The sequence below is a fragment of the Rhodococcus sp. NBC_00297 genome (assembly GCF_036173065.1).
Classification (GTDB): Bacteria; Actinomycetota; Actinomycetes; order Mycobacteriales; family Mycobacteriaceae; genus Rhodococcoides.
The window spans coordinates 2150360-2170929 of record NZ_CP108041.1 but is presented as its reverse complement, the minus strand read 5'-3'; the positions used below and the strand labels follow the sequence as shown (position 1 = coordinate 2170929).

The following is a 20570-nucleotide window of genomic DNA, read 5'->3' as shown; positions in this document are numbered from 1 at the left end:
GCCCGTCAGCGGACGCGCAGGATCACCTTGCCCACCGTGGCGTGGTCGTCCAGCATGCGATGAGCCTGCGGTGCGTCCGACACCGGCACCTCCGCGTGCACGACGGGCACGACCGCACCGTCGGCGATCATCGGCCACACGTGCTCGCGCACCTGGCGCACGATGTCGGCCTTGCCGCCCGGGCCGGTGAGGGGGCGCGCCCGCAACCCGGCGCAGTGCACACTGCCGCGCTTGGCCATCAGCGCGCCGAAGTCGAACTCGGCCACCCGGCCGCCCTGCATGCCGATCGTGACCAGTCGGCCGTCCATGGCGAGCGCAGAGATGTTGGGGGACAGGTACTTCGCGCCCATGTTGTCGAGAATGACGTCGGCTCCGTGCCCGTCCGTCGCGGACCGTAACTCCTCGGTGAAGTCCGAGGTCTTGTAGTCGATGAGGATGTCCGCGCCGAACGATCGGCAGATCTCGAGCTTCTCCGCCGAGCCGGCGGTCACCGCGACGCGCGCGCCGAGGGCCTTCGCCACCTGGATGGCGTGCGTGCCGATGCCGCTGCCACCGCCGTGGATCAACAACGTGTCCCCGGCGGACAAGCCGGCATACATGACGACGTTGGACCACACCGTGCACGCGACCTCGGGCAGCGATGCGGCCACGTGCAGGTCGAGCCCGTCGGGAACGGGCAGCACCTGTCCGGCCGGCACCACCACCTGCTCGGCGTAGCCGCCACCCGCGAGCAGCGCGCAGACCCGATCGCCGACGTTCCACGAGGTGACGTCCGCACCGACGTCGGCGATCACACCGGAGCACTCGAGACCGAGCACCTCGGAGGCGCCGGCGGGCGGCGGGTAGTTGCCCTGCCGTTGCTGCAGATCGGCGCGGTTGACGGCGGACGCCGCGATGGAGATCAGGACTTCTCCCGGCCCCGGTACGGGATCGGGTACCTCGCTCCAGACCATGACATCGGGGTCGCCGTATTCGGTCAGTGTGATCGCATGCACAGGGTCGATGGTATGCCGCGGGGCGTGAGTTGCGACGAGGTCATACCATTCGACTCGGTGACCGGACGAGACGATGCGAACGACGTGCGGCCCGGCATCGGACAACCGGTGGTGGGCCTGCTGGGTGACGTCCGCATCCGCGTCGGTACGCAGTTCTCGGGTGTGCCGGGTCTGCGAGCGCGGACACTGCTGGCGCTTCTCGCGATGACTCCCGGCAAGTTCGTCTCGGTGTCGACGATCATCGACGAACTCTGGCCCGACGGCGGACCGGAGTCGCCGAAGTCCGCCGTGCAGACCCAGGTCTCGCGTCTGCGGTCGGTGGCACCGATGATCGAGACAGGACCGGCCGGGTACCGCCTCTCACTCGATTCGAACGACGTCGACCTGTGGCGAGCCCAGCTGCTCGCCGCGTCGGCATCGTCCCTGGAACCTGCGCAAGCACTCGACACGGTTGCCGACGCGGTCGCGCTGTGGCGAGGCGAGCCCGGAGGTGATCTGGGCGACAGCACCGTGGCGGCCGACGTCGCGAAGGCTGCGGCAGACATCCGCGACACGCTGGACTCGATCGCCGTGGCTGCGTCGTCGGATGTCGGTGACCACGCGTCCGCGATCGAGATCGCACGCCGACGCTGGCACCGCGACCGTGCCGACGAGACCGCGGCGTCGTCGATGATGAGTGCGCTGCACGCCGCGGGTCGCACGGCCGATGCGATCGCCGTGTTCGCCGAACTCCGTGAGCTGCTGGCAGATCGGTGGGGCATAGATCCGTCGCCGGTCGTCGCGGCACTGCATGCCGATCTGCTCGGCGCGACAGTTCCGGTCGAGCCGGTCGCGCTGTCGGGCTACCCGGTGGTGGGAGTCCGTCACGCCTCCACCGAGCTCGTGGGCCGGACGGACGACATCGCGGCGGTGGAGAGCCTGCTGTCCCGAGCGCGACTGGTGACCGTCACCGGTCCCGGCGGAAGTGGCAAGACGCGCCTGGCTCACGAGATCGGTCGTCGTGCGACACAACGGGTTCCGGTTGTCGTCGTCGAGTTGGCACCTCTGCGGAGTGGAGACGACGTGGTCGCCGCCATCAGTGGAACCCTGGGACTGAACGAGGCGGACGTCGTGATGGGGTCCTTGCCCATCGGTCCTGTCCATTCCGCGCGTGACCGGCTTCGGGACGCGCTGGCATCGCGTCCTCTGCTGATGATCCTGGACAACTGCGAACACGTGTCGACCGATGTGGCCGGCGTGGTGGACGAAGTGATCGGGGCGAGCGATCTGGTGCGCATCCTGACGACGTCTAGAACGCCGCTGGGTGTCGCTGCCGAGTCGATCTACCCTCTTCCGCCGTTGGTCGTCGATGCGGGCGGTTCACCGGCCACCGATCTGTTCATCGCCCGTGCGCGGGCGGTACGACCGACCGTCGTGATCGACCCGGACAGGATCGCACGGTTGTGCACCCGTCTCGACGGTCTGCCGTTGGCCATCGAATTGGCCGCGGCGCGTGCTCGGTCGATGAGCATCGAGGAGATCGACAACGCGGTGGCCGATCGATTCTCGTTGTTGCGCAGCAAGGATCGGACTCGACCGGAGCGGCATCGGACGCTGCATGCCGTCATCGACTGGAGTTGGCAACTGCTCGACGACGGTCAGCGCCGTGCGCTCCGACGGTTGTGCCGCTTTCCTGCCGGCATCACCTCGCATGCTGCGCGGGCGGTAGCCGAGTTCGAGCCGGGTGACCGCATCGACGACGCGGTGGACGGTCTGGTGGAGCACTCGTTGCTCACGGTGGACGAGTCGGACGGGATGAGATTCCACATGCTCGAGACCGTCCGCGAATTCGGCGAGGAGCACCTGGCACGCGACCCCGCCGAGCGCGACGCGGTCACCGACGCGATGGTCGCGTGGGCCTCGTCCGTCGCACGGCAGGCCCTCGAACTGCATCGGAACGGCAACCGCAACGCGGTCGTTCCGGCGATCGACGCCGAGCACGACAATCTGCTGGCAGTGCTCCGTATCGCGGCGGTCGAACAGCGCTGGTCCGACGTCTTCACGATCTTCCCCGCTCTTGCCTACCTGTGGTCTGTGCGGGGTGCGCACTCGGAAGTCGTCAATTGGTCGGTGCGCCTTCTCGATGCGACCGATGTCGATCCCCGCGGTGTCCCCGACGACATCGTCGTGTTCGCCTACGTCTTCATGGCGTCGCACCTGGGATACGGAGGCTCGCCCCGGCAGGCGGCCCGCGCGCGCACCGCGTTGCGACGCGTTCTGCGGGCCAGACCGGGAACTTCTCCGGCCCTGCGGTTCCCGGCGATGCTGCTCCTGCACCGCGCCGACGGCACAGGGCTGGCGAGGGTGCTCGCGGAGGCGGTCAGATCTGCAGACCCGGAGATTCGAGGTACCGCGCTGATGTTGCGCGGATCGCTGCGGGAGAACCGCGGTGACCTGTACGGCGCGGAACGCGATCTTCGCGCCGCGGCGTCCATCTCGCACGATGCCGACGATCTGTGGGGCATGGCTCAGGCTGCTCAGTCACTGGGGAGTATCCACGGACAGACCGGGAGGCACGAGCAGGCCGCCGAGTTCTATCTCCACGGGGCGCAGTTGCTCTGGCGCCTCCACGCGTACGAGGAGAGTGTTCAGACGCGGACCTTCGCCGCTGCGTCTCTCGTCGCCGCGGACCGCGTCGGTGACGGGTTGGCTCTGCTGTCGGATTTCGGGCACGGCGATCGCATCACCACGGGGCTTGCGGTGGTCGCGTCCGACGAGGCGATGAGGCATCAGACGCGAGCCACGGTTTTCGGAACTCGGGCCGAGGCGATGCTGCGTGGAGGAGATGTGTCCACCGGTCTGGCGCTGTATCGGGACGCCGCCGAGCAGTGCCGGTCGGGGTGGGACGACATCGGAGATCCGTACGCCGTGATGTTGGCCTGCGCCTGCGTGGATGCGCATGTGCTGCACGGCGATCATGGCAGGGTGGAGGATCTGGTTCGGTGGATCCGCACCCGCGTCTGCGCTCCCCGCAGTGCTCTGGCGCGAGGGGATCTTCCTCAGCTCGGTGCCGTGGCCTGCGCCGTGGGGTCGTATCTGATCGCCTGCGGGCGATCGCACGAAGGACCGATTCTTCTGGCCGCTGCGACGTCCGTCGCGGCGCGACAGGACTTCCCGTCGATGACGATCGACCTGCATCTGGGTCTGGCGCGCCGGGTGCTCGGCATCGACGCGGTGGAGACGGCCCTGCTGCGGCGGCCCCGCACCCGGGCCGCCGCAGCGGAGTTGATCCTGGCCGCGCTGACGGATCAGGCCTTACGCATGTAGGTGCGCACGGTGAGTGGAGCGACGACCAGAACGATGATCGCCGCGCCCAGCAGCGACCACACCACATGGATTCCGGCGTGGCCGGTTCCGGCGAGTTCGCGCACCGCGGTGACCACCTGGGAAACCGGGTTCACGTTCACGAAGGCCTGAAGCCATCCGGGCATGGTGTCCACCGGGACGAAGGCGTTCGACAGGAAGGTCAACGGGAAGAGGATCAACATCGACACGCCCTGCACGGCGGACGCCTTGCTCATCAGGACACCCATCAAGGCGAAGATCCAGCTGATCGACCATGCGCACACGATCACCAGGCCGCCGGCGAGCGCAACTCCTACCGCACCGCCCTCGGGTCGGTAGCCCATGGCGAAACCTGTGGAGAACGTGATGACGGTGGCGATGACGTACCGGACGACGTCGGCGAGCAGTGCGCCCGCCAGCGGTGAGATACGTGCGATCGGAAGGGCTTTGAACCGGTCGAAGACGCCCTTGTCCATGTCCTCACGGAGTTGCGTGCCGGTGACGATCGACGTGGTGATGACCGTCTGGACCAGGATTCCGGGAATGATGACCGGCAGGTAGCTCGCGATGTCGCCGGAGATGGCACCGCCGAAGATGTAGGTGAACATCAAGGTGAAGACGACCGGAACGAAGACGACGTCGAACAGTTGCTCCGGGTTGTGCTTCAGCTTGAGCAGACCTCGATACGCCATCGTGACGGTGTGGCGAGCGGACATCGAGACGGAGATCCGCTCGACCGGGGCGTCGACGAAGCTGGGCGCCGAGGTGGGGCTGGTCAGGGTGGTGGTCATGCGGCGTTCTCCTCGGATGTGGCGGCCGCGGAGTCGGGCCGACCGGTGATGGACATGAAGACCTCGTCGAGGCTGGGTTTGGCGACGGTGATCTCGGCGACGTCGATCCCGATGTCCCGCAACGAGATCAGAATGTCCGGTGTCGCCGAGGCATCCTTCATTGGCGCCGTGACGCGGCCCGATCCGGTGGCCGCGGACGCGTCGAGACCGAGGCGGGTGCTGACCAGGACACGTGCCTCCTCGGTGCGTCCGGGGTCGGCGATCACCAGAGTCATCGTGGACGTTCCCACCGACGCCTTCAGACTGTCGGCCGTGCCGTCGGCGATGACGCGTCCCCGGTCGATGACGGCGATGCGGTCGCACAGCTGATCGGCCTCGTCGAGGTACTGGGTGGTCAGCAGGACCGTCGTGCCCTCGGACACGAGTCGGCGGATGGTGTCCCACATCTGTACGCGCGTGCGAGGGTCGAGGCCGGTGGTGGGTTCGTCCAGGAACAGCAGCGGAGGTGTCGAGATGAGGCTCGCGGCCAGGTCGAGTCGCCGCCGCATTCCTCCGGAGAAATTCTTCAACGGCTTCGACGCGGCCTCGGTGAGGGCGAACTCCTCGAGAAGGTCGTTCGCACGTCGTCGGCTCTCGGCACGGCCGAGGCCGAGCAGTCGGGAGAACACGACGAGATTCTCCGTTGCGGTGAGGTCTTCGTCGACCGACGCGTACTGGCCCGTCACGCCGACCAGGGAACGCACGGCCGTGGGCTCCCCGACGACGTCGTGGCCGAACACCCGTGCGCTGCCGCCGTCCGGGCGCAGCAGGGTGGCGAGCATGCGGACCGTGGTGGTCTTTCCCGCTCCGTTGGGTCCGAGAACTCCGTAGACCGCGCCGCGGGGAACGGTCAGGCTGACGCCGTCCACCGCGCGCTGTCGGCCGAAGTTCTTGACGAGGTTGTCTGCTTCGATGGCTGGTTGCATGCGCTCAGCGTGCACCGCCCCGCTGTCACGGCACTGTCGTGCCGGTGTCGTGCCGGTGTCGGATCAGATCCGTGACGGCTCTTCCCACAGGTTGATGCCGGACTCCTTGGCGTGCTCGTCGATGCGGCTCAGTTCGTCGTCGTCGAATCGGAGTTGCGCGAGTGCACCCACGTTGTCGTCGAGCTGCTCGACGGACGAGGCGCCGATCAGCACCGTCGTGACCCGCGGGTCCCGCAGCGCCCACGCCAACGACATCTGGGCGAGCGACTGCCCCCGCGCCGCGGCGATGTCGTTCAGCGCGTTCAGATGCCCGCGCATGTCCTCGGTCAGCCACTCGGGATCGAACGACTTCCCCTGTGCCGCGCGCGACTCGTCGGGGATGCCGCCGAGGTACTTGTCGGTCAGCATGCCCTGCGCGAGAGGGGAGAACGCGATCACGCCGACTCCCAGCTCGTCGACGGCCGGCAGTAGATCGGACTCGATCCAGCGATTGAGCATCGAGTAACTAGGCTGGTGGATCAGCAGTGGCACTCCCGCATCGGACAGCAGTGCCGCCATCTGGCGGGTGCGCGCCGCCGAGTACGAGCTGATGCCCACGTAGCGCGCCTTGCCCTGCTCGACGGCACTGACCAGCGCGCCCGCGGTCTCCTCGACGGGTGTGTCCTTGTCGGGGCGGTGGCTGTAGAAGATGTCGACGCTGTCGAGCCCCATGCGCTCGAGTGAGCGGTCCAGTGAGCTCAGCAGGTACTTGCGCGACCCGCCGAAGCCGTACGGGCCCGGCCACATGTCCCACCCCGCCTTCGTCGAGATGACCAGCTCGTCGCGGTACGGCCCGAAGTCCTCCCGCAGGATGCGGCCGAAGTTGATCTCCGCGCTGCCGTACGGCGGCCCGTAGTTGTTGGCGAGATCGAAGTGGGTGATGCCGAGGTCGAACGCCCGGCGGAGTACGGCGCGCTGGGTGGCGAGCGGCACGTCGTCACCGAAGTTGTGCCACAGCCCCAGCGAGATGGCGGGCAGCTTCAGTCCGCTCTCACCGGTACGGCGGTAGGGCATCGCGGTCGGGCGGTCGGTGTCGTAGCGGTCGGGGGAGGCGACATAGGGATCCGGCATGGCGCCATCCTGCCGGACATGTGACGCTCACCAGCGTGAAATCGTGTTGCCGGGCGTGCGCGTTCGCTAGCGTTTGCGTGTGAGCACTTTCGGCAACTTCCAGAACGAGATCTACCTGACCGGGCTCGGCGGCACGACCCCCGACCTGCCGATGACGGCCGACGGTCTCGAGGAGCGGGCGCGCGAGACGCTGTCCGCGGCCGCCTTCGCGTACATCGCCGGGAGTGCGTCCACGGAACGCACGGCGCGTGGGAACGTCGACGCGTTCGGCTCCCGCAGGATCGTTCCCCGGATGTGGCGCGGGGCCAGCGCACCGGACGCCCGCGACCTGTCGGTGACCGTGCTGGGGACCACCCTCGCCGCACCGGTGCTCACCGCGCCGATCGGCGTCCTCGGCATGGTGCACCCCGCGGCGGAACCCGCCGTCGGGTCGGCCGCCGCCGAGCTGGGGATCGGCTCGGTGCTGTCCACCGCGTCGTCCACTCCGCTCGAGGACGTCGCTGCGGAGTCCGGCGAGAACTGGTGGTACCAGCTGTACTGGCCGTCGGACGACGGCGTCGCGGAGTCACTGGTGCGTCGTGCCACCGCGGCGGGAGCGAAGGTCATCGTCGTCACGGCGGACACCCCCGGCATCGGGTGGCGTCCGCGCGATCTCACGCTCGGTCATCTGCCCTTCCTCCGCGCCGAGGGCATCGCGAACTACCTGTCCGATCCGGTCTTTCGCTCACGCCTGGCGTCGCCTCCCGAGGAGAGTGCCGAGGCGCTGCAGATCGCGGTGCTCACCTGGGTCGGCATGTTCGGCAACCACACGATCCGCCCGTCCGACGTCGCGCGGGTGCGTGAGTGGACGCATCTGCCCGTCGTGGTCAAGGGGATCCTGCACCCCGACGACGCCCGTGCCGTCGTCGACGCGGGTGCCGACGGCGTCGTCGTCTCCAATCACGGTGGGCGACAGGTGGACAACTCGATCGCCGCGCTCGACGCGCTCGAACCCGTCGCCGCGGCCGTCGGGGATCACGCGACCGTGCTGCTCGATTCCGGTGTCCGCTCCGGCGCCGACGTGGTGGTCGCGCTGGCCCTCGGCGCCGACGCGGTGTTCTACGGGCGGCCGTGGGTGTACGGCCTGGGACTCGCGGGCCGGGAGGGTGTCGTCCATGCGCTGCGGTGCCTGCTGGGCGACCTCGACATCACCATGGGACTGGCCGGGCTGTCGTCGGTCACCGAGGTGGACGGGTCGATTCTGTACCGGTCCTGAAGATGCGCAGGTCGGCACGCGCGGGGGTCACCTCGGTCTAGCCTTCCGTCATGGTCGTTCACAGTGCGCGTCCCGAGGAGTCACAGACCGCGGCCCCGCCGGTGGCCTGGTTGAACGAGGCGGAGGCCCGCGCGTGGCGCGCGTTCATCGATGCCGACTACCGCCTCATGGACACCCTGAACCGCGACCTGCACACGCGAGAAGGTCTGACCCTGGCCGAGTACCGCATCCTGGTGCGACTGAGCGAGGCTCCCGACGGTTCGCTGCGGATGAGTCTGCTCGCCGACGGCGTGCTCTCGTCGAGGAGCCGGCTCACGCACCAGATCCGCCGAATGCAGGAGCAGGGCTTGGTCGTTCGAGACACCTGCGACGAGGACGGGCGTGGTGTCCTGGCCGTCATCACGGACGACGGACGCGCCCGCCTGGCGGCAGCGGCACCGTCGCACGTCGCCGCGGTACGGCGATGCCTGATCGATCTGCTCACGGCCGACGAACTCGCGACGATGGCCGAGGTGTTCGAGAAGGTCGATCGACGACTGCTCGCGGGAGACCACTAGTATCGATCGCGGAAGCGTGGCAGAGCGGCCCAATGCACTCGCCTTGAAAGCGAGAGACGTGTGAAAGCGTCCGGGGGTTCAAATCCCTCCGCTTCCGCCAGTGCGATGTGATCGACGACGAACGCCCCCTCCGTCCGGAGGGGGCGTTCGTGTCGGTCGGTGCCGCGTTACTTCTGCTTCGCGGCGGCGAGTCCGCGGGCCACGATGGCGGCCTGCAGGTAGCGCAGTCCCGAGGGCACGCTGGGATCGATGCCGGTGAGCTGGCCGATGCGCTTGAGGCGGTAGTCGACGGTGTTGGCGTGCACGAACAGGTGCCGCGCGGTGCGCTGGCGGTTGAGTTCGTGACCGATGTACGACGTCAGCGTGTCGAGCAGTTCGGGCGCGTCGTCGAGGGGCTTGAGAGCGCGGAGCAGCTGTTCCCGGCCGCGGCCCGGACGGGTGAGCTGGTATTCGAGCACCAGGTCCTCGGTGCGGTACATCCCGGCCGGTCGGCCGAGTTGCCGTGTGAGCGAGAGCAGTTCGTAGACGTGTTCGGCAGCACCGGGGATGTCCTCGCGCTCGGCCGACGTCATCGTGGCGGTGATCGGGATCTCGCCGGCGCGGGAGAGTCGCTCGACGAGGGTGTCCACCCACTCGCGTTCGCGCGGTGCGGGCAGGAGCACGGTGCCGCCGTCGGTGCTGAGCAGGGCCAGCGGCGACTTGCCGCACATGGTCGCGAGTTCCGCCTGGATGCGGCGCAGCTTGCGCCGTGCGGACACGGTGCGATCGACGACGGGGTTCGCCTCGTCGGGATGCTGCGGGAAGTGCAGCGCGATGACGAGGTACTCGTCGGCGAGGTCGATACCGCACTGCTGCGCGGTGGACAGGGCGTTCTGACCGCCGCTGAGCAACGTGGTCACCAGTGTGTGCGTGGCGGTGTGGTGCTCGGACGCGACGGAGCGGTACTCCTCCACGTACGCCATGGACACCTCGGTGGTGACGGCCTCGAGGAGGCTCACCAGGACGAGCGAGTTGTCGGTGACGTTCTCGATGTTCTGAGCCTTGGCGTCACGGCTGACGAGCGTGAGACCGAAGCGGAATCCGTCGTGATAGGCGCGCAGGATCGAGCGCAGCGGCACCCCCTCGCGAGCCCAGCGAGCGGCCGCGTCGTGGACGTTGGCGAGGTCCTTGTCCGACGGCGTCTTGCCCGATTCGAGCATGCGGACGGCGAGACCCAGGCACTTGACGGTGACCTCGGTGACGTCGCCGTGCAGGAGCTCGCCGGGGAGCGTTCCGCAGGGGGTGTTGGCCTGGAAGTGATCGACCAGATGACGCGCCACCCCTCGCAGATCGCTCATCGCCAGAGAGTTTGTGCGGGTGCCGGCGATCAGGCCCGCTTCCATGTGTCCCGGAAGCGGCTTCGGAGCTGTCTTCGGTGTGGTCATCGATCCCCCCATGACTGTGTAGTTCATGTCAGTCGTGCATGTTCTCGGGGTACCGTAACAATCATTAACGGGTCCCGAGATTGTTTCGAGATACCTATTCGAGAGCCACGGTATGCGCTCAGGCCCACTGCGGTGTCTGTTCCCGTTGTCAGGCCAACCGCTGTGACCTGCGATGACACCCCTGCATGACGCCTGTTGAGGCAAAACAAGTCGCGTTTTCACCTAGTTCCATCTTGCTTTCACACAATTGACGGTGACCCACTTCATGAAATGTCACACACGTGGGTGATGCCTCGAAGCCCGGTTCGCGTGTCGTCCACCGTGTCGCGGTACGCTTTCGGCACGGTTCCCGGTCTCGGTGTCCTCGTCGCCGGTTCTTGTGACCGCAGACAGGACGTCGGGCAGTCCTTTGGACCTGAAGGTGGCGTACCTACCGGCAAGTAAGTTGGTACGCGTTCCCCCGGGCGCGCGGGACGTTCCGCGCGTCGTGTCTCTCTGTTCACCGGTGGCTCCACGCGAGCCACATCGGACGAAAGGTCTGTCGATGCGACGTCCCGCTCTGCTCGCCGCGGGGTGCTTCACCGCGCTGACGCTTCTCGGCTCCGCGCCGGTGGCGGGTGCGCAGCCGGGCGTCCCGACGCCGGCCGTGGACGCGTCGTCACCCACTCGCGTCGTCTCGGTGACCATGGCGACCGATCGCCGGGCCGTCATGTCGGTGTTCTCCTCGTCGATGAACCGCGAGATCCAGGTGCAGGTGTTACTGCCCGCCGATCGATCGGTACCGCGTCCGTCGCTGTACATGCTGGACGGGGTCAGTGCGGGCGAGGAGTCCGGCTACACGGAGAGCACGTGGACGCAGAAGACGGACGCGGTCTCGTTCTTCTCGGACAAGGCCGCCAACATCGTCCTTCCCGTCGGGGGACGCGGTGCCTACTACGCCGACTGGGCCCAGCCCGATCCCGTGCTCGGAGTCAACAAGTGGGAGACGTTCCTGACGTCGGAACTGCCCCCGTTGATCGATGCCCGCTTCGACGGCAACGGCGTCAATGCGCTGATGGGTCTGTCGATGGGCGCACAGGGCGCGATGAACCTGCTGACCAAGCATCCCGATCTGTACACGGGCATCGCCGGATTCAGCGGTTGCTACGACAACCGCTCCAACGAGACGAAGAACGCGGTGCGTGCCACCGTCGGGTCCACCGGGGGCGACGCCACCAACATGTGGGGTACGAACGCGGATCCGCTGTGGGCCGAGAACGATCCGAGTACCCGCGTCGAGACGCTCCGCGGCAAGCAGGTGTACCTGTCGACGGGCAACGGATTCCCCGGACCGTACGAGGCGGGTGGCGGTTTCGGTGAGGAGATCATCGACGCGCTGACCGTGGGCGGCCCCCTCGAGGCCGCCGCGAACATCTGCACCACCGGCTTCGCCGACACGCTGCGCGCGGCGGGTGTCCCGGCGACCATCGTGTTCAAGCCGTACGGCACGCACTCCTGGCGCTACTGGCAGGACGAGATGCACAACTCGTGGCCCGTCGTGGCCAGGGCGCTCGGCCTGTAGCTGTCAGGGGCGTACGCAGTCTCCGTCGACCGCACACCCTCTCCCGCCGGCTGCGGAGGGTGTGCGCCTCACGCAAGGGGTGTGCACAGTCTCTGGTGCTCCGCCGTGAAGATCTTTCGGCGTGTGCCCGAGTGGTGCGCGTCGACCCGCCCGGTTGTCGGGGGTGTGCACACCCTCTCCGTCGACCGCACACCCTCTCCCGCCGGCTGCAGAGGGTGTGCGCCTCACGCACCGCGTGCGCACACGGGTCCTATCGCGAGGCCGTGGCCCCGGCGAACTGCTCGGCAGCCGACGCGGCGAACGCGAGGAACGCATCGTTCTCGTGTGGGTCGCCCACGGTCACGCGTACGCCGTCGTCCCCGTACGCCCGCACGATGACACCGGCCTCGGTGGACGCTGCGGAGAAGTCTCCCGACTCCGCCCCCAGCGGGATCCACACGAAGTTCGCGGACGACTCGGGCACCTGGAACCCCATGTCGCGCAACGAGTCACGGAGGCGCGACCGCTCGGCCGTCACGACTGCCGTACGTGCGAGGAGTTCGTCCGAGGCCGCGAGCGACGCGACGGCGCCACTCTGCGCGACACTGCTCACGCTGAACGCGGTGTGCACCTTCTTCATCGACGTGATGATCGACGGTGCTCCGACGGCGTACCCCACCCGCAGTCCGGCGAGGCCGTAGGCCTTCGAGAACGTCCGCAGCACCACGACGTTGGGCCGGGTTCGTCCGATCTCCACGCCGTCGATCGCGCGGTCGGTGTACTCGAAGTAGGCCTCGTCCAGCACCACGACGATGTGGTCGGGGATCGCGTCGAGGAACCGTTCGAGGTCGGCGGGGTCCACCACGGTGCCCGTCGGGTTGTTCGGGTTGCACACGAACATCAGACGGGTCTTGTCCGTCACCGCTGCGGCCATCGCGTCAAGGTCGTGCACGTCGTCGTGAGTGAGCGGCACACGCACGGCGGTGGCGCCGGCGACGAGCGTGACGATGGGGTAGGCCTCGAACGAGCGCCAGCCGAAGACGACCTCGTCCCCGGCGTTGCAGGTGACCTGGACCAGCTCCTGGCACAGCGCGACCGATCCGCAGCCGACGGTGATGGTGGTGGCCGGGACGTCGAGGAAGTCCGCGAGCGCCTCGACCAGGACTGTCGACTGGTTGTCGGGATAGCGGTTCACTCCGGCCGCCGCCTCGGCGATGGCCTCGCGAACGCTGGGCAGCGGGCCGGCCGTGGTCTCGTTGCTGGCGAGTTTGATCGCGCCCGGGAACGAACGACCGGGTAGGTAACCGGGGATGGCATCGAGGTCGGGGCGCGTGCGTGGGGTCACGATCACCGATTATGCGCGGCGGTCGGACACAGTGTGGTCGCGGCTCTCGCTCGACCCTCGCTTTCGCCATTGTGTGCCATTACCGTGGAGCCATGTCGGGTCTCATCGAGGACACTGCGCCCATCCACCCCCGCGACGAGGGTGCGGACACCGCCACGCTCGATCGCGTGCCGCTCACCGCGTTCGAGCCTGACAGCAGGGCTCGCGGCGGCATCGTGGTGTTGCACGAGGCGCGCGAGCTCCCGCAGGCCCTGCTCGAGTTCATGCGGTCCCTCGCCGCCGACGGCTGGTTGGTTGCGGCGCCGCACCTGTTCCACCGGGCAGCGGGCGACGACGAGGTGTTCGGCACGCCGTTGTTCGAGGACTTCGACGCCACCGTCGACTGGCTGCAGAGCAGGGGCGTCCCGACGGACTGCATCGGCGTCATCGGATTCGACGACGCCGGAACCGCAGCGGCCCTGGTGGCCACCGATCGAGCCATCGGTGCGGCGGTGAGTGTCGCTGCTCCCGGCATCGTCGAGGCGCTGACCACGGATGCGCTCGCTCTCGTCGACGCGGCGGCATCCCTCAAGGCGCCCTGGCTCGGTCTCTACGGACGCGACGACGTCCGCACTCCCGTGGAGCACGTGGAGCAGTTGCAGGAGGCCGTGTCGAAGGCGTCCGTCGCCACGCTCGTCGTCAGTTACGCCGGTGTCGAGCATCGTGCGGACGAGGGATCCGCCGTGTCGGAGGAGTCGGCCGGCGAGGAGGCGATCGTCGACGCCCAGCGTCGCATCTTCGACTGGTTCGACAGTCATCTCCGATAAGACCGCCCCACCAGCCGTTTTGCGTCTACTCCGGGGCGTGTGTAATCTTCCTTCTCGGCGGTTCGCAAGGACCGGTGCCCTCGAAAGAGGTCCAGGAGGCGTGCCAGAGCGGCCGAATGGGAGTCACTGCTAATGACTTGACCCTTCACCGGGTCCGGAGGTTCAAATCCTCTCGCCTCCGCCACTTTCGACTTCGGTCGGAGGACAACTGAACAGCACCACAGCATGCGCCCGTAGCTCAACGGATAGAGCACCTGACTACGGATCAGGAGGTTAGGGGTTCGAATCCCTTCGGGCGCACCACAGAGAGCCGGTACCAGGATCATCCTGGTGCCGGCTTTCTGCATGTACGGGTCCGGCACCTCTGTGTACTATGCGATGGAACATATAACCGGGTTCCGGCCCGCCACAGGGGGAGTGTGTCGTGACCGAGTTTCAGACCATCACTGTCGAACCGCGTGGGCACGTCCTGCACATCGGGCTGAACAGGCCGTCGAAGCGGAACTCCTTCACCACCGACATGATCCGCGAGCTGTCGACGGCCTACGGAATGGTGGAGGAGGACGACGACCTCCGTGCCGGCGTGCTGTTCGCCCACGGTGAGCACTTCACCGCCGGTCTCGATCTCGTGGACGTCGCCCAGCACCTGACGGGCGATCGCCTGCCGTTCGCCGAGGGTGGGCGAGATCCGTGGCGCCTCGACGGGACGTGGACCACTCCGGTGGTGACGGCGGTGCACGGCTGGTGCATGACGCTCGGCATCGAATTGCTGCTGGCGTCCGACATCCGGGTCGCCGCAGCCGGAACTCGTTTCTCCCAGATGGAAGTTCAGCGCGGTATCTATCCCTTCGGCGGGGCGACCCTGCGCTTCCCTCGCGAGACCGGCTGGGGGAACGCGATGCGGTGGATGCTCACCGGCGACGAGTTCGACGCCGAGGAGGCTCATCGCATCGGGCTCGTGCAGGAGGTCTGCGCGGATCCCGCGGCGACGATCGAGCGCGCGATCGAGCTCGCTCACCGCATCGCGGAGACCGCTGCGCCACTCGGTGTGCGGGCCACGCTCGAGTCCGCGCATCGCAGCCTGATCGAGGGGGACGCGGCCGCGGCTGCGCAGCTGCTCCCCGACATCCGGGCACTGTTCTCGACGTCCGATGCGGCCGAGGGGATGCTGTCGTTCGTCGAGAGACGGCAGGCCACCTTCACCGGCAGGTGATACTCATCAGATCCACACCACGAACGGAGCATCGGTGACGACGTCGGACGAACGCAGACTCATGGCCCTCGCGGCAGTGGCGGGTGTCGCGCAGAACGCGATCGCCCTGCCCTACGTCCGGAAGCACGGGACACGATCCGCCGCCGACTTCTTCGTCGGGAAGATCTGGTCCACCGTGCCCGGACGGTTCGCGATGGTGGATCTGATCCTGGTGGTGATCGCCTTCCACGTCTGGGCGTTGCCGGAGGCGCGGCGACTCGGCATCGTCCGGTGGTGGCTGGTCACGGTGCTCCTCACCTTCGGCGTGGGCATCGGCTCCGCCATCCCGTTCTTCCTCGCCGTGCGCGCGCGGACGGTCCGTCTCGCGGGCTGACGATCGACGAGAGCCTCTTGGATAGGGTTCTCGCGTGGCAGAGGACGTGGATCGCGTCTACGGCGGACGGTCGATGACGGATCGACGTGCCGACCGGCGACGACGGTTCCTGCAGGCCGGCATCGAGGTGATCGGCGACAAGGGGTACGCCGCGACGTCCGTCGCCGACATCTGCTCGGCCGCGGGTCTGGCACGCAGCCAGTTCTACAGCGAGTTCGCCAATCGCGAGACGCTGCTCGTCGCCGTGTACGACCTCGTGCAGGACGATGCCCTCGCCGCGGTCGTCGCTGCGCTCGCCGACGCGACGGACCGCACCCGACGAGCGCTCGTCGTCGCCGCGATGACCGCGCTGATCGAGTCGTTGGGACGGGACCCACGTCGGGCACGCATCTCGTACCTCGAGATGGTCGGGGTGAGTGACGACGTCGAGCAGCACCGCAGCAGGCGCCGCGCGACCTGGGCCGAGTTCATCGAGGCGACGCTCCGTGCCGAGATCGGCGCCGACTTCGTCCCGCCGGGCGGTCACCGGCTCGCCGCCACGGCTTTCCTCGGGGCGCTCACCGAGTTGGTGTCGGACTGGTCGCGCACCCCGCCGCCCCGGCCACGCGTGGACGGGATCGTCCAGACGATGATCGCCGTCCTCGGCGCGTTCGTTCCTGACCTCGATCGATAGCGGGGATTGTTATCCAGCCCACAACGCTCTACAGTCCTGATCACAATCATGGACACGCGTGTCCAACATGTTGGATGTGCTGAACACTGTTGCCGGGCGCACATACGACTGCTGTCGAGGCTCGGCGCAGAAAGAGTGAGATCGATGTCTGCTCGTCGGTTCCGTCCTTCGTACGCACTTGCGGTGGTGGTGGCCGCCGTGGCGGTGTCCGCGACGGTGGTCACGCCCGTGTCCGCGGCGCCCGTCACCTTCCCCGCGATCCCTGAGTTCGACACCGACTTCTACCTGCCGCCCGACGCCGTGGTCGCCGCCGCCGCACCGGGAGAGATCATCGCCGCGCGTCCCGTGGACCTGGCCACGCTGAATCTGATCCCGACGCAGGTCGACGCCTGGCAGTTGTCGTACCGGTCGAACAACGGCCGGGGCGAGCCGATCCCGGCGGTGACCACCGTCATCACCCCGCGCGGCGCCGCCTCGGCTCCGCGTCCGCTGCTCTCGGTGCAGATGGCCGAGGACTCACTGGCCGCGTACTGCGCGCCGTCGTACGTCATGCGTCAGGGTGCGATCCCGTGGCCTCTGACGGGTGCCGTGACGTCCGGCGTGCAGTTCCTCGAAGTGCAGGCAGCGCTGGCCCAGGGCTGGGCGGTGTCGGTTCCGGACCATCAGGGGCCGAACAACGCGTTCGCCGCCGGGCCGGTCGCCGGACGCATCACGCTCGACGGCATCCGGGCGGCGGAGAGTTTCGCTCCGATGGGACTGTCCGGGGTGGACACGAAGGTCGGGATGAGCGGCTACTCGGGCGGAGCGATCGCCACCGGACACGCCGCCGAACTCGCCGGGACCTACGCCCCGGAGCTGAGCATCGTCGGCGCCACGGAGGGCGGCACCCCCGCCGAGCTCGCCGCCCTGGTGAACAACGCGAACAACGCGCTCGGATCCGGCATCGTTGCGGCCGGCATCATCGGCGCCAGCCGTGAGGACCCCGACTTGGCGCGATTCGTGGACGAACACATCGATCCCGCGGGTCGGGCCCTCTTCGCGGCCAAGGACAACCTGTGTGTGGGGTACACCTCTGCCCTCCTGCCGTTCCTGAACCTGAAGGGTTTCCTGCGGACCGAGGGGGATCCGTTGGAGCAGCCGGTGGTGAAGAAGTCCCTGGACGCGCTGAACCTCGGTGGCACGACGCCGACCATGCCGGTCTACGTCTACCACTCGAACCCGGACTGGTTGGTTCCCGTCGGGCCGGTGAACGGGATGGTCGACGCGTACTGCAGTCGGCCCGGAGCGAACGTCACCTACACCCGCGACCACTTCAGCGAACACCTGTCGCTGGAGGTGATCGCGTTCCCGAGTGCCGTTCTGTGGATGCGTGATCGGTTCGCCGGTGTACCTGTGGAGCCCGGTTGCCGTACCGCCGACGTCGGGTCCATGGCACTGGACGAGCGCACCTATCCCGTCTGGGTCGATGCTGTGGGCGAGATCGTCGCGGGTCTGTTCGGGAAGCCGATCGGGGGATGAGGCACCTCGTGTGACGCCCGCGACGGGCCGGTCAGAGTCCCCGGTCCGGAGCGCCCATGTCACCGGTCGTCGGCGTGCCGTCCGTCAGCGCGTACTGCAGGAGCACGGTGCCACCGGGGCTCGCCTGCGGTGGGGCCACGAGGGCGAGGCTCGTCGGCAGAGCGCCGGTGTCGAACACCGTCTTGCCGACACCCAGCACGATGGGGTGCAGCCACAGGTCGAGGCGGTCGAACAACCGCTCCCGCAGCAGCGTCTGCACCAGGTCCAGACTGCCCACGACCTTGATGTCCTGATGCCGCTCTCGGATCTCGCGCACTGCGGTCGGTAGATCCGGGCCCAGTACCGTGGATCCGGCCCAGTCGAGCGTGCGCGGATCGCGCGAGGCGACGTACTTGGGAATCCCGTTGAAGAGACTCGCGATGCCGTCGTCCGGTCCGCCCTGCCGATGCGGCCAGTACGACGCGAAGATGTCGTACGTCCGTCGCCCGAGCAGTAGCGCATCGGTGCCGCGGTAGGCCGCATCGATCTGCGCGCCGGTGACGTCGTCGATCAGCGGCGCCTGCCAGCCGCCGAACGGAAACCCGTCCGGGTCCTCGTCGGGTCCGCCGGGAGCTTGCCCGACGAGGTCGAGCGTCGCGAACATCTCGATGGTGATCGTTCCCATGGCGTCACTCCTCGGTCGTGTGTGACGAGATGGACCACCGAGCGGTTCGGAAGTCATCGCGGAGGGCTGTGGCGACCGGCTACCGGAGTGCTGCAGCCGTCTGACCGAGCACCTCGATCAACCCCTCGAGATCGGGCTCGTCGTCGGTGGGGTGGGCGACGACCGTCGTGATGCCGAGGTGCCCCAGGCGGGCGACCTCGTCCGCCACCTCCGCCGCGCCGCCCGTGACCGCGAGCCCGCTCGCATCGGATTTGCCCCAGCGCGCGACCTCGTCGCGAATGCGGTCGTCCGCGCCGGCGCCCACCGCCACCAGTCGAGGCGCGATGACGCGGTGGTCGGCGGAGCGCCGCGCTGCGCTCACCTCGGCACACGAGGCGGCCAGCTCGTCGTCCGACATCGCGGCCGCGAACAAGGTGCCGTCCGAGTGGGATGCCGCGTAGCGCAGCGTCTTCGGACCGGTACCGCCGAGAAAGAACGGTTCGTCGGGCGCCGGCCACTGCAGCTGCACGGCATCGAGGGAGACGTACCGGCCGTCGACGGTGACCTCCTCCCCGCGCAGCAGCGCCTGCAGAGCGGTCGAGTACTCGTCCAGCAGCGTCATCGGAGACGCGACGCGGGCGCCGACCTGCCCCATCCAGTGCTGCACGCCGTGTCCGGCACCGGCGAGGAACCGGCCGGGGAACAGTCGATGCAGCGACGCGACCTCCATGGCGCACAGGGCGACGTTGCGCAGCGGCGCGGGCATGAGTCCCAGGCCGACCTGGATGCGCTCGGTGCTCGCCAGCACTGTGGCCGCGGTCGTCAGCCCACCGTGGCTGAAACAGTCCTCCCACAGCCAGAACTCGTGGAGTCCCGCCTTCTCCGCGGCGCGTGCGGCCGTGATCAGCCGGGCAGGGTCGTGGGCGGGGGTGAACACGATGCCGAGTCTCGTCACGAGTCAGTCGTAGCAGATCGAGCGCCCGCCGGGGGCGCGTCGGTTCGTTCGGGGCCGAGACGTGCCGCGACCGTGGCCATCGCCGTCACGAGATCGGGCGGGGAGACGTCCTCGAGGTCCGCGTCGAACCGTGCGAGGGACGCGGCCACGGCGACCCACGACCACGAGCCGACCGTCACGCGGCACCGCTCTGCGTCGACGTGTTCCACGGACTCGTCCGACTCGGTGAGGAACGGCCGCAGCGCCTCGGCCGGCAGACGGACGACCGCCTCGCCGACGCAGGGCCAGGTACCCGTCTCCGATCCGCGGAGTCGCGCCTGGAGCAGGCGACCGGCGGAGCCGCCCGGGACGGGCCGCGGTGTGAAGCGTCGGCCGGTCGGTGGGCGCAGCACCATGCGATCGAGTCGGAAGATGCGCCAGTCGTCGCGCGCCAGATCCCATGCCACCAGGTACCACCGCGCCCGCGCGGTCACGACGCCGTAGGGCTCGACGTGTCGCGACGAGGGTTCGGACGAGGGGGACGTGTACGCGAACCGCAGTGCCTCGGTGCCGACCGCACCGGCGACCGCCAGCAGTGTTCGGCTGTCGACCAGGGGCGCGGACTCGGGCGGAGGCGTCGTCGCCACGCGGTCGAGTCTGTGGCGCAACCTGCTCGGGAGCACCTGACGCACGGTGGCGAGAGCTCGGGCGGCAGGCTCGGCCACGTCCACGCCGAGTGACGTGGCACCGCCGAGGGCGACGGCGAGTGCCACCGCCTGGTCGTCGTCGAAGAGCAGAGGCGGAAGGTCGGCGCCCGCGTCCAGGCGATAGCCCCCGTCAGGCCCCTTCGCGGACGACACCGCGTACCCCAGCTCGCGGAGCCGGTCGACGTCCCTCCGGACGGTGCGCGGACTCACCTCGAGTCGCCGAGCCAGTTCTTCGCCCGGCCAGTCCCGTCGGTGCTGCAGCAACGACAGCAGGGTGAGCATGCGTGACGAGGGTGCGGGCATGCCGCCGATACTGCCCGAAGTAGCGGACAGAAACTGGCCGCTTCGACCGACACAGTGGGTCTGCAGGCGGTGATCGCCGCCCGCGAGAGACCAC

At 68.4% G+C, this 20570-nt stretch carries 17 protein-coding genes, 3 tRNA genes and 1 pseudogene; 12 read left to right on the top strand and 9 right to left on the bottom strand.

Going from position 1 to position 20570, the window contains the following annotated elements; genetic code table 11:
- Window positions 1–5: 5 nt before the first annotated feature.
- Window positions 6–995 (bottom strand): NAD(P)H-quinone oxidoreductase, encoded by a 990-nt coding sequence (locus tag OG947_RS10445; RefSeq protein WP_027506563.1) that lies wholly within the window; start codon window positions 993–995, stop codon window positions 6–8.
- A 57-nt stretch (window positions 996–1052) separates the two neighbouring features.
- Between OG947_RS10445 and OG947_RS10440 the strand changes: the two genes are divergently transcribed.
- Window positions 1053–4301: a BTAD domain-containing putative transcriptional regulator gene (locus OG947_RS10440; protein WP_328813868.1), complete on the top strand. Its 3249-nt coding sequence runs from the start codon at window positions 1053–1055 to the stop codon at window positions 4299–4301.
- Here OG947_RS10440 and OG947_RS10435 read toward each other — a convergent pair.
- From OG947_RS10435 to mgrA, 3 genes and pseudogenes are all read right to left on the bottom strand, one after another.
- Window positions 4283–5110, bottom strand: a complete 828-nt coding sequence (locus OG947_RS10435) for an ABC transporter permease (protein WP_027506565.1) — start codon at window positions 5108–5110, stop codon at window positions 4283–4285. The two genes, OG947_RS10440 and OG947_RS10435, sit on opposite strands and share 19 nt — an antisense overlap.
- Window positions 5107–6021 (bottom strand): annotated as a pseudogene (locus OG947_RS10430) (ATP-binding cassette domain-containing protein); the annotation flags it as partial. The gene OG947_RS10435 and the pseudogene OG947_RS10430, both read right to left, overlap by 4 nt.
- A gap of 117 nt (window positions 6022–6138) precedes the next feature.
- The gene (gene mgrA, locus OG947_RS10425; RefSeq protein WP_328813865.1) at window positions 6139–7185 is read right to left on the bottom strand and encodes an L-glyceraldehyde 3-phosphate reductase; all 1047 of its coding nucleotides are present in this window, start codon (window positions 7183–7185) and stop codon (window positions 6139–6141) included.
- Between the two features lie 79 nt (window positions 7186–7264).
- On the opposite strand from mgrA, the gene OG947_RS10420 reads away from it, so the two are divergent.
- The 3 genes from OG947_RS10420 to OG947_RS10410 all read left to right on the top strand — a co-directional run bounded on the left by OG947_RS10420 (window position 7265) and on the right by OG947_RS10410 (window position 9097).
- Window positions 7265–8440, top strand: coding sequence for an alpha-hydroxy-acid oxidizing protein (locus OG947_RS10420; protein WP_328813864.1), 1176 nt, complete (start codon window positions 7265–7267; stop codon window positions 8438–8440).
- A gap of 50 nt (window positions 8441–8490) precedes the next feature.
- Window positions 8491–8997 carry a MarR family winged helix-turn-helix transcriptional regulator gene (locus OG947_RS10415; protein WP_051613546.1) on the top strand — a complete coding sequence of 169 codons (507 nt, stop codon included), beginning with the start codon at window positions 8491–8493 and terminating at the stop codon, window positions 8995–8997.
- 10 nt (window positions 8998–9007) lie between these two features.
- Window positions 9008–9097, top strand: a tRNA-Ser gene (locus OG947_RS10410).
- A 67-nt stretch (window positions 9098–9164) separates the two neighbouring features.
- On the opposite strand, the gene OG947_RS10405 is transcribed toward OG947_RS10410, so the two are convergent.
- Window positions 9165–10421: a PucR family transcriptional regulator gene (locus OG947_RS10405; protein WP_261776324.1), complete on the bottom strand. Its 1257-nt coding sequence runs from the start codon at window positions 10419–10421 to the stop codon at window positions 9165–9167.
- A 544-nt stretch (window positions 10422–10965) separates the two neighbouring features.
- Here OG947_RS10405 and OG947_RS10400 point away from each other — a divergent pair.
- The gene (locus OG947_RS10400) at window positions 10966–11982 is read left to right on the top strand and encodes an alpha/beta hydrolase (protein WP_328813863.1); all 1017 of its coding nucleotides are present in this window, start codon (window positions 10966–10968) and stop codon (window positions 11980–11982) included.
- Between the two features lie 250 nt (window positions 11983–12232).
- Here OG947_RS10400 and hisC read toward each other — a convergent pair whose 3' ends face one another.
- Window positions 12233–13306: a histidinol-phosphate transaminase gene (hisC, locus tag OG947_RS10395; protein WP_328813862.1), complete on the bottom strand. Its 1074-nt coding sequence runs from the start codon at window positions 13304–13306 to the stop codon at window positions 12233–12235.
- Window positions 13307–13398: 92 nt separating this feature from the next.
- On the opposite strand from hisC, the gene OG947_RS10390 reads away from it, so the two are divergent.
- The 7 genes from OG947_RS10390 to OG947_RS10360 all read left to right on the top strand — a co-directional run bounded on the left by OG947_RS10390 (window position 13399) and on the right by OG947_RS10360 (window position 17889).
- Window positions 13399–14112 carry a dienelactone hydrolase family protein gene (locus OG947_RS10390; RefSeq protein ID WP_328813861.1) on the top strand — a complete coding sequence of 238 codons (714 nt, stop codon included), beginning with the start codon at window positions 13399–13401 and terminating at the stop codon, window positions 14110–14112.
- A gap of 94 nt (window positions 14113–14206) precedes the next feature.
- A tRNA-Ser gene (locus OG947_RS10385) sits at window positions 14207–14296 on the top strand.
- 43 nt (window positions 14297–14339) lie between these two features.
- Window positions 14340–14415, top strand: a tRNA-Arg gene (locus OG947_RS10380).
- A 121-nt stretch (window positions 14416–14536) separates the two neighbouring features.
- Window positions 14537–15325, top strand: coding sequence for a crotonase/enoyl-CoA hydratase family protein (locus OG947_RS10375; RefSeq protein ID WP_027506574.1), 789 nt, complete (start codon window positions 14537–14539; stop codon window positions 15323–15325).
- A 34-nt stretch (window positions 15326–15359) separates the two neighbouring features.
- Complete coding sequence (locus tag OG947_RS10370; RefSeq protein ID WP_037186452.1) at window positions 15360–15698, top strand: DUF2834 domain-containing protein; 339 nt, start codon at window positions 15360–15362, stop codon at window positions 15696–15698.
- A 34-nt stretch (window positions 15699–15732) separates the two neighbouring features.
- A complete protein-coding gene (locus tag OG947_RS10365; protein ID WP_027506576.1) occupies window positions 15733–16371 on the top strand; it encodes a TetR/AcrR family transcriptional regulator in 639 nt (212 codons plus the stop codon).
- 144 nt (window positions 16372–16515) lie between these two features.
- On the top strand, window positions 16516–17889 hold the full coding sequence (locus tag OG947_RS10360) for a lipase family protein (protein WP_222633274.1): 1374 nt from the start codon (window positions 16516–16518) through the stop codon (window positions 17887–17889).
- A 31-nt stretch (window positions 17890–17920) separates the two neighbouring features.
- Here OG947_RS10360 and OG947_RS10355 read toward each other — a convergent pair whose 3' ends face one another.
- The 3 genes from OG947_RS10355 to OG947_RS10345 form a co-directional block, all read right to left on the bottom strand.
- Entirely contained in the window at window positions 17921–18553 is a 633-nt protein-coding gene (locus OG947_RS10355; protein WP_328813860.1) for a dihydrofolate reductase family protein, read from the bottom strand.
- Window positions 18554–18632: 79 nt separating this feature from the next.
- Window positions 18633–19487, bottom strand: coding sequence for an LLM class flavin-dependent oxidoreductase (locus OG947_RS10350; protein WP_328813859.1), 855 nt, complete (start codon window positions 19485–19487; stop codon window positions 18633–18635).
- On the bottom strand, window positions 19484–20476 hold the full coding sequence (locus tag OG947_RS10345; RefSeq protein ID WP_328813858.1) for a helix-turn-helix transcriptional regulator: 993 nt from the start codon (window positions 20474–20476) through the stop codon (window positions 19484–19486). The genes OG947_RS10350 and OG947_RS10345 overlap by 4 nt, the downstream gene beginning before the upstream one ends.
- Between the last annotated feature and the right edge of the window lie 94 nt (window positions 20477–20570).

Excerpts from the sequence above, each read along its gene's own strand:
- OG947_RS10355 (WP_328813860.1), bottom strand. The coding sequence starts at position 18,553 with ATGGGAACGATCACCATCGAGATGTTCGCGACGCTCGACCTCGTCGGG.
- mgrA (WP_328813865.1), bottom strand. The coding sequence starts at position 7,185 with ATGCCGGATCCCTATGTCGCCTCCCCCGACCGCTACGACACCGACCGC.
- OG947_RS10360 (WP_222633274.1), top strand. The coding sequence starts at position 16,516 with ATGTCTGCTCGTCGGTTCCGTCCTTCGTACGCACTTGCGGTGGTGGTG.
- OG947_RS10405 (WP_261776324.1), bottom strand. The coding sequence starts at position 10,421 with ATGACCACACCGAAGACAGCTCCGAAGCCGCTTCCGGGACACATGGAA.
- OG947_RS10390 (WP_328813861.1), top strand. The coding sequence starts at position 13,399 with ATGTCGGGTCTCATCGAGGACACTGCGCCCATCCACCCCCGCGACGAG.
- OG947_RS10400 (WP_328813863.1), top strand. The coding sequence starts at position 10,966 with ATGCGACGTCCCGCTCTGCTCGCCGCGGGGTGCTTCACCGCGCTGACG.
- OG947_RS10415 (WP_051613546.1), top strand. The coding sequence starts at position 8,491 with ATGGTCGTTCACAGTGCGCGTCCCGAGGAGTCACAGACCGCGGCCCCG.
- OG947_RS10435 (WP_027506565.1), bottom strand. The coding sequence starts at position 5,110 with ATGACCACCACCCTGACCAGCCCCACCTCGGCGCCCAGCTTCGTCGAC.
- OG947_RS10345 (WP_328813858.1), bottom strand. The coding sequence starts at position 20,476 with ATGCCCGCACCCTCGTCACGCATGCTCACCCTGCTGTCGTTGCTGCAG.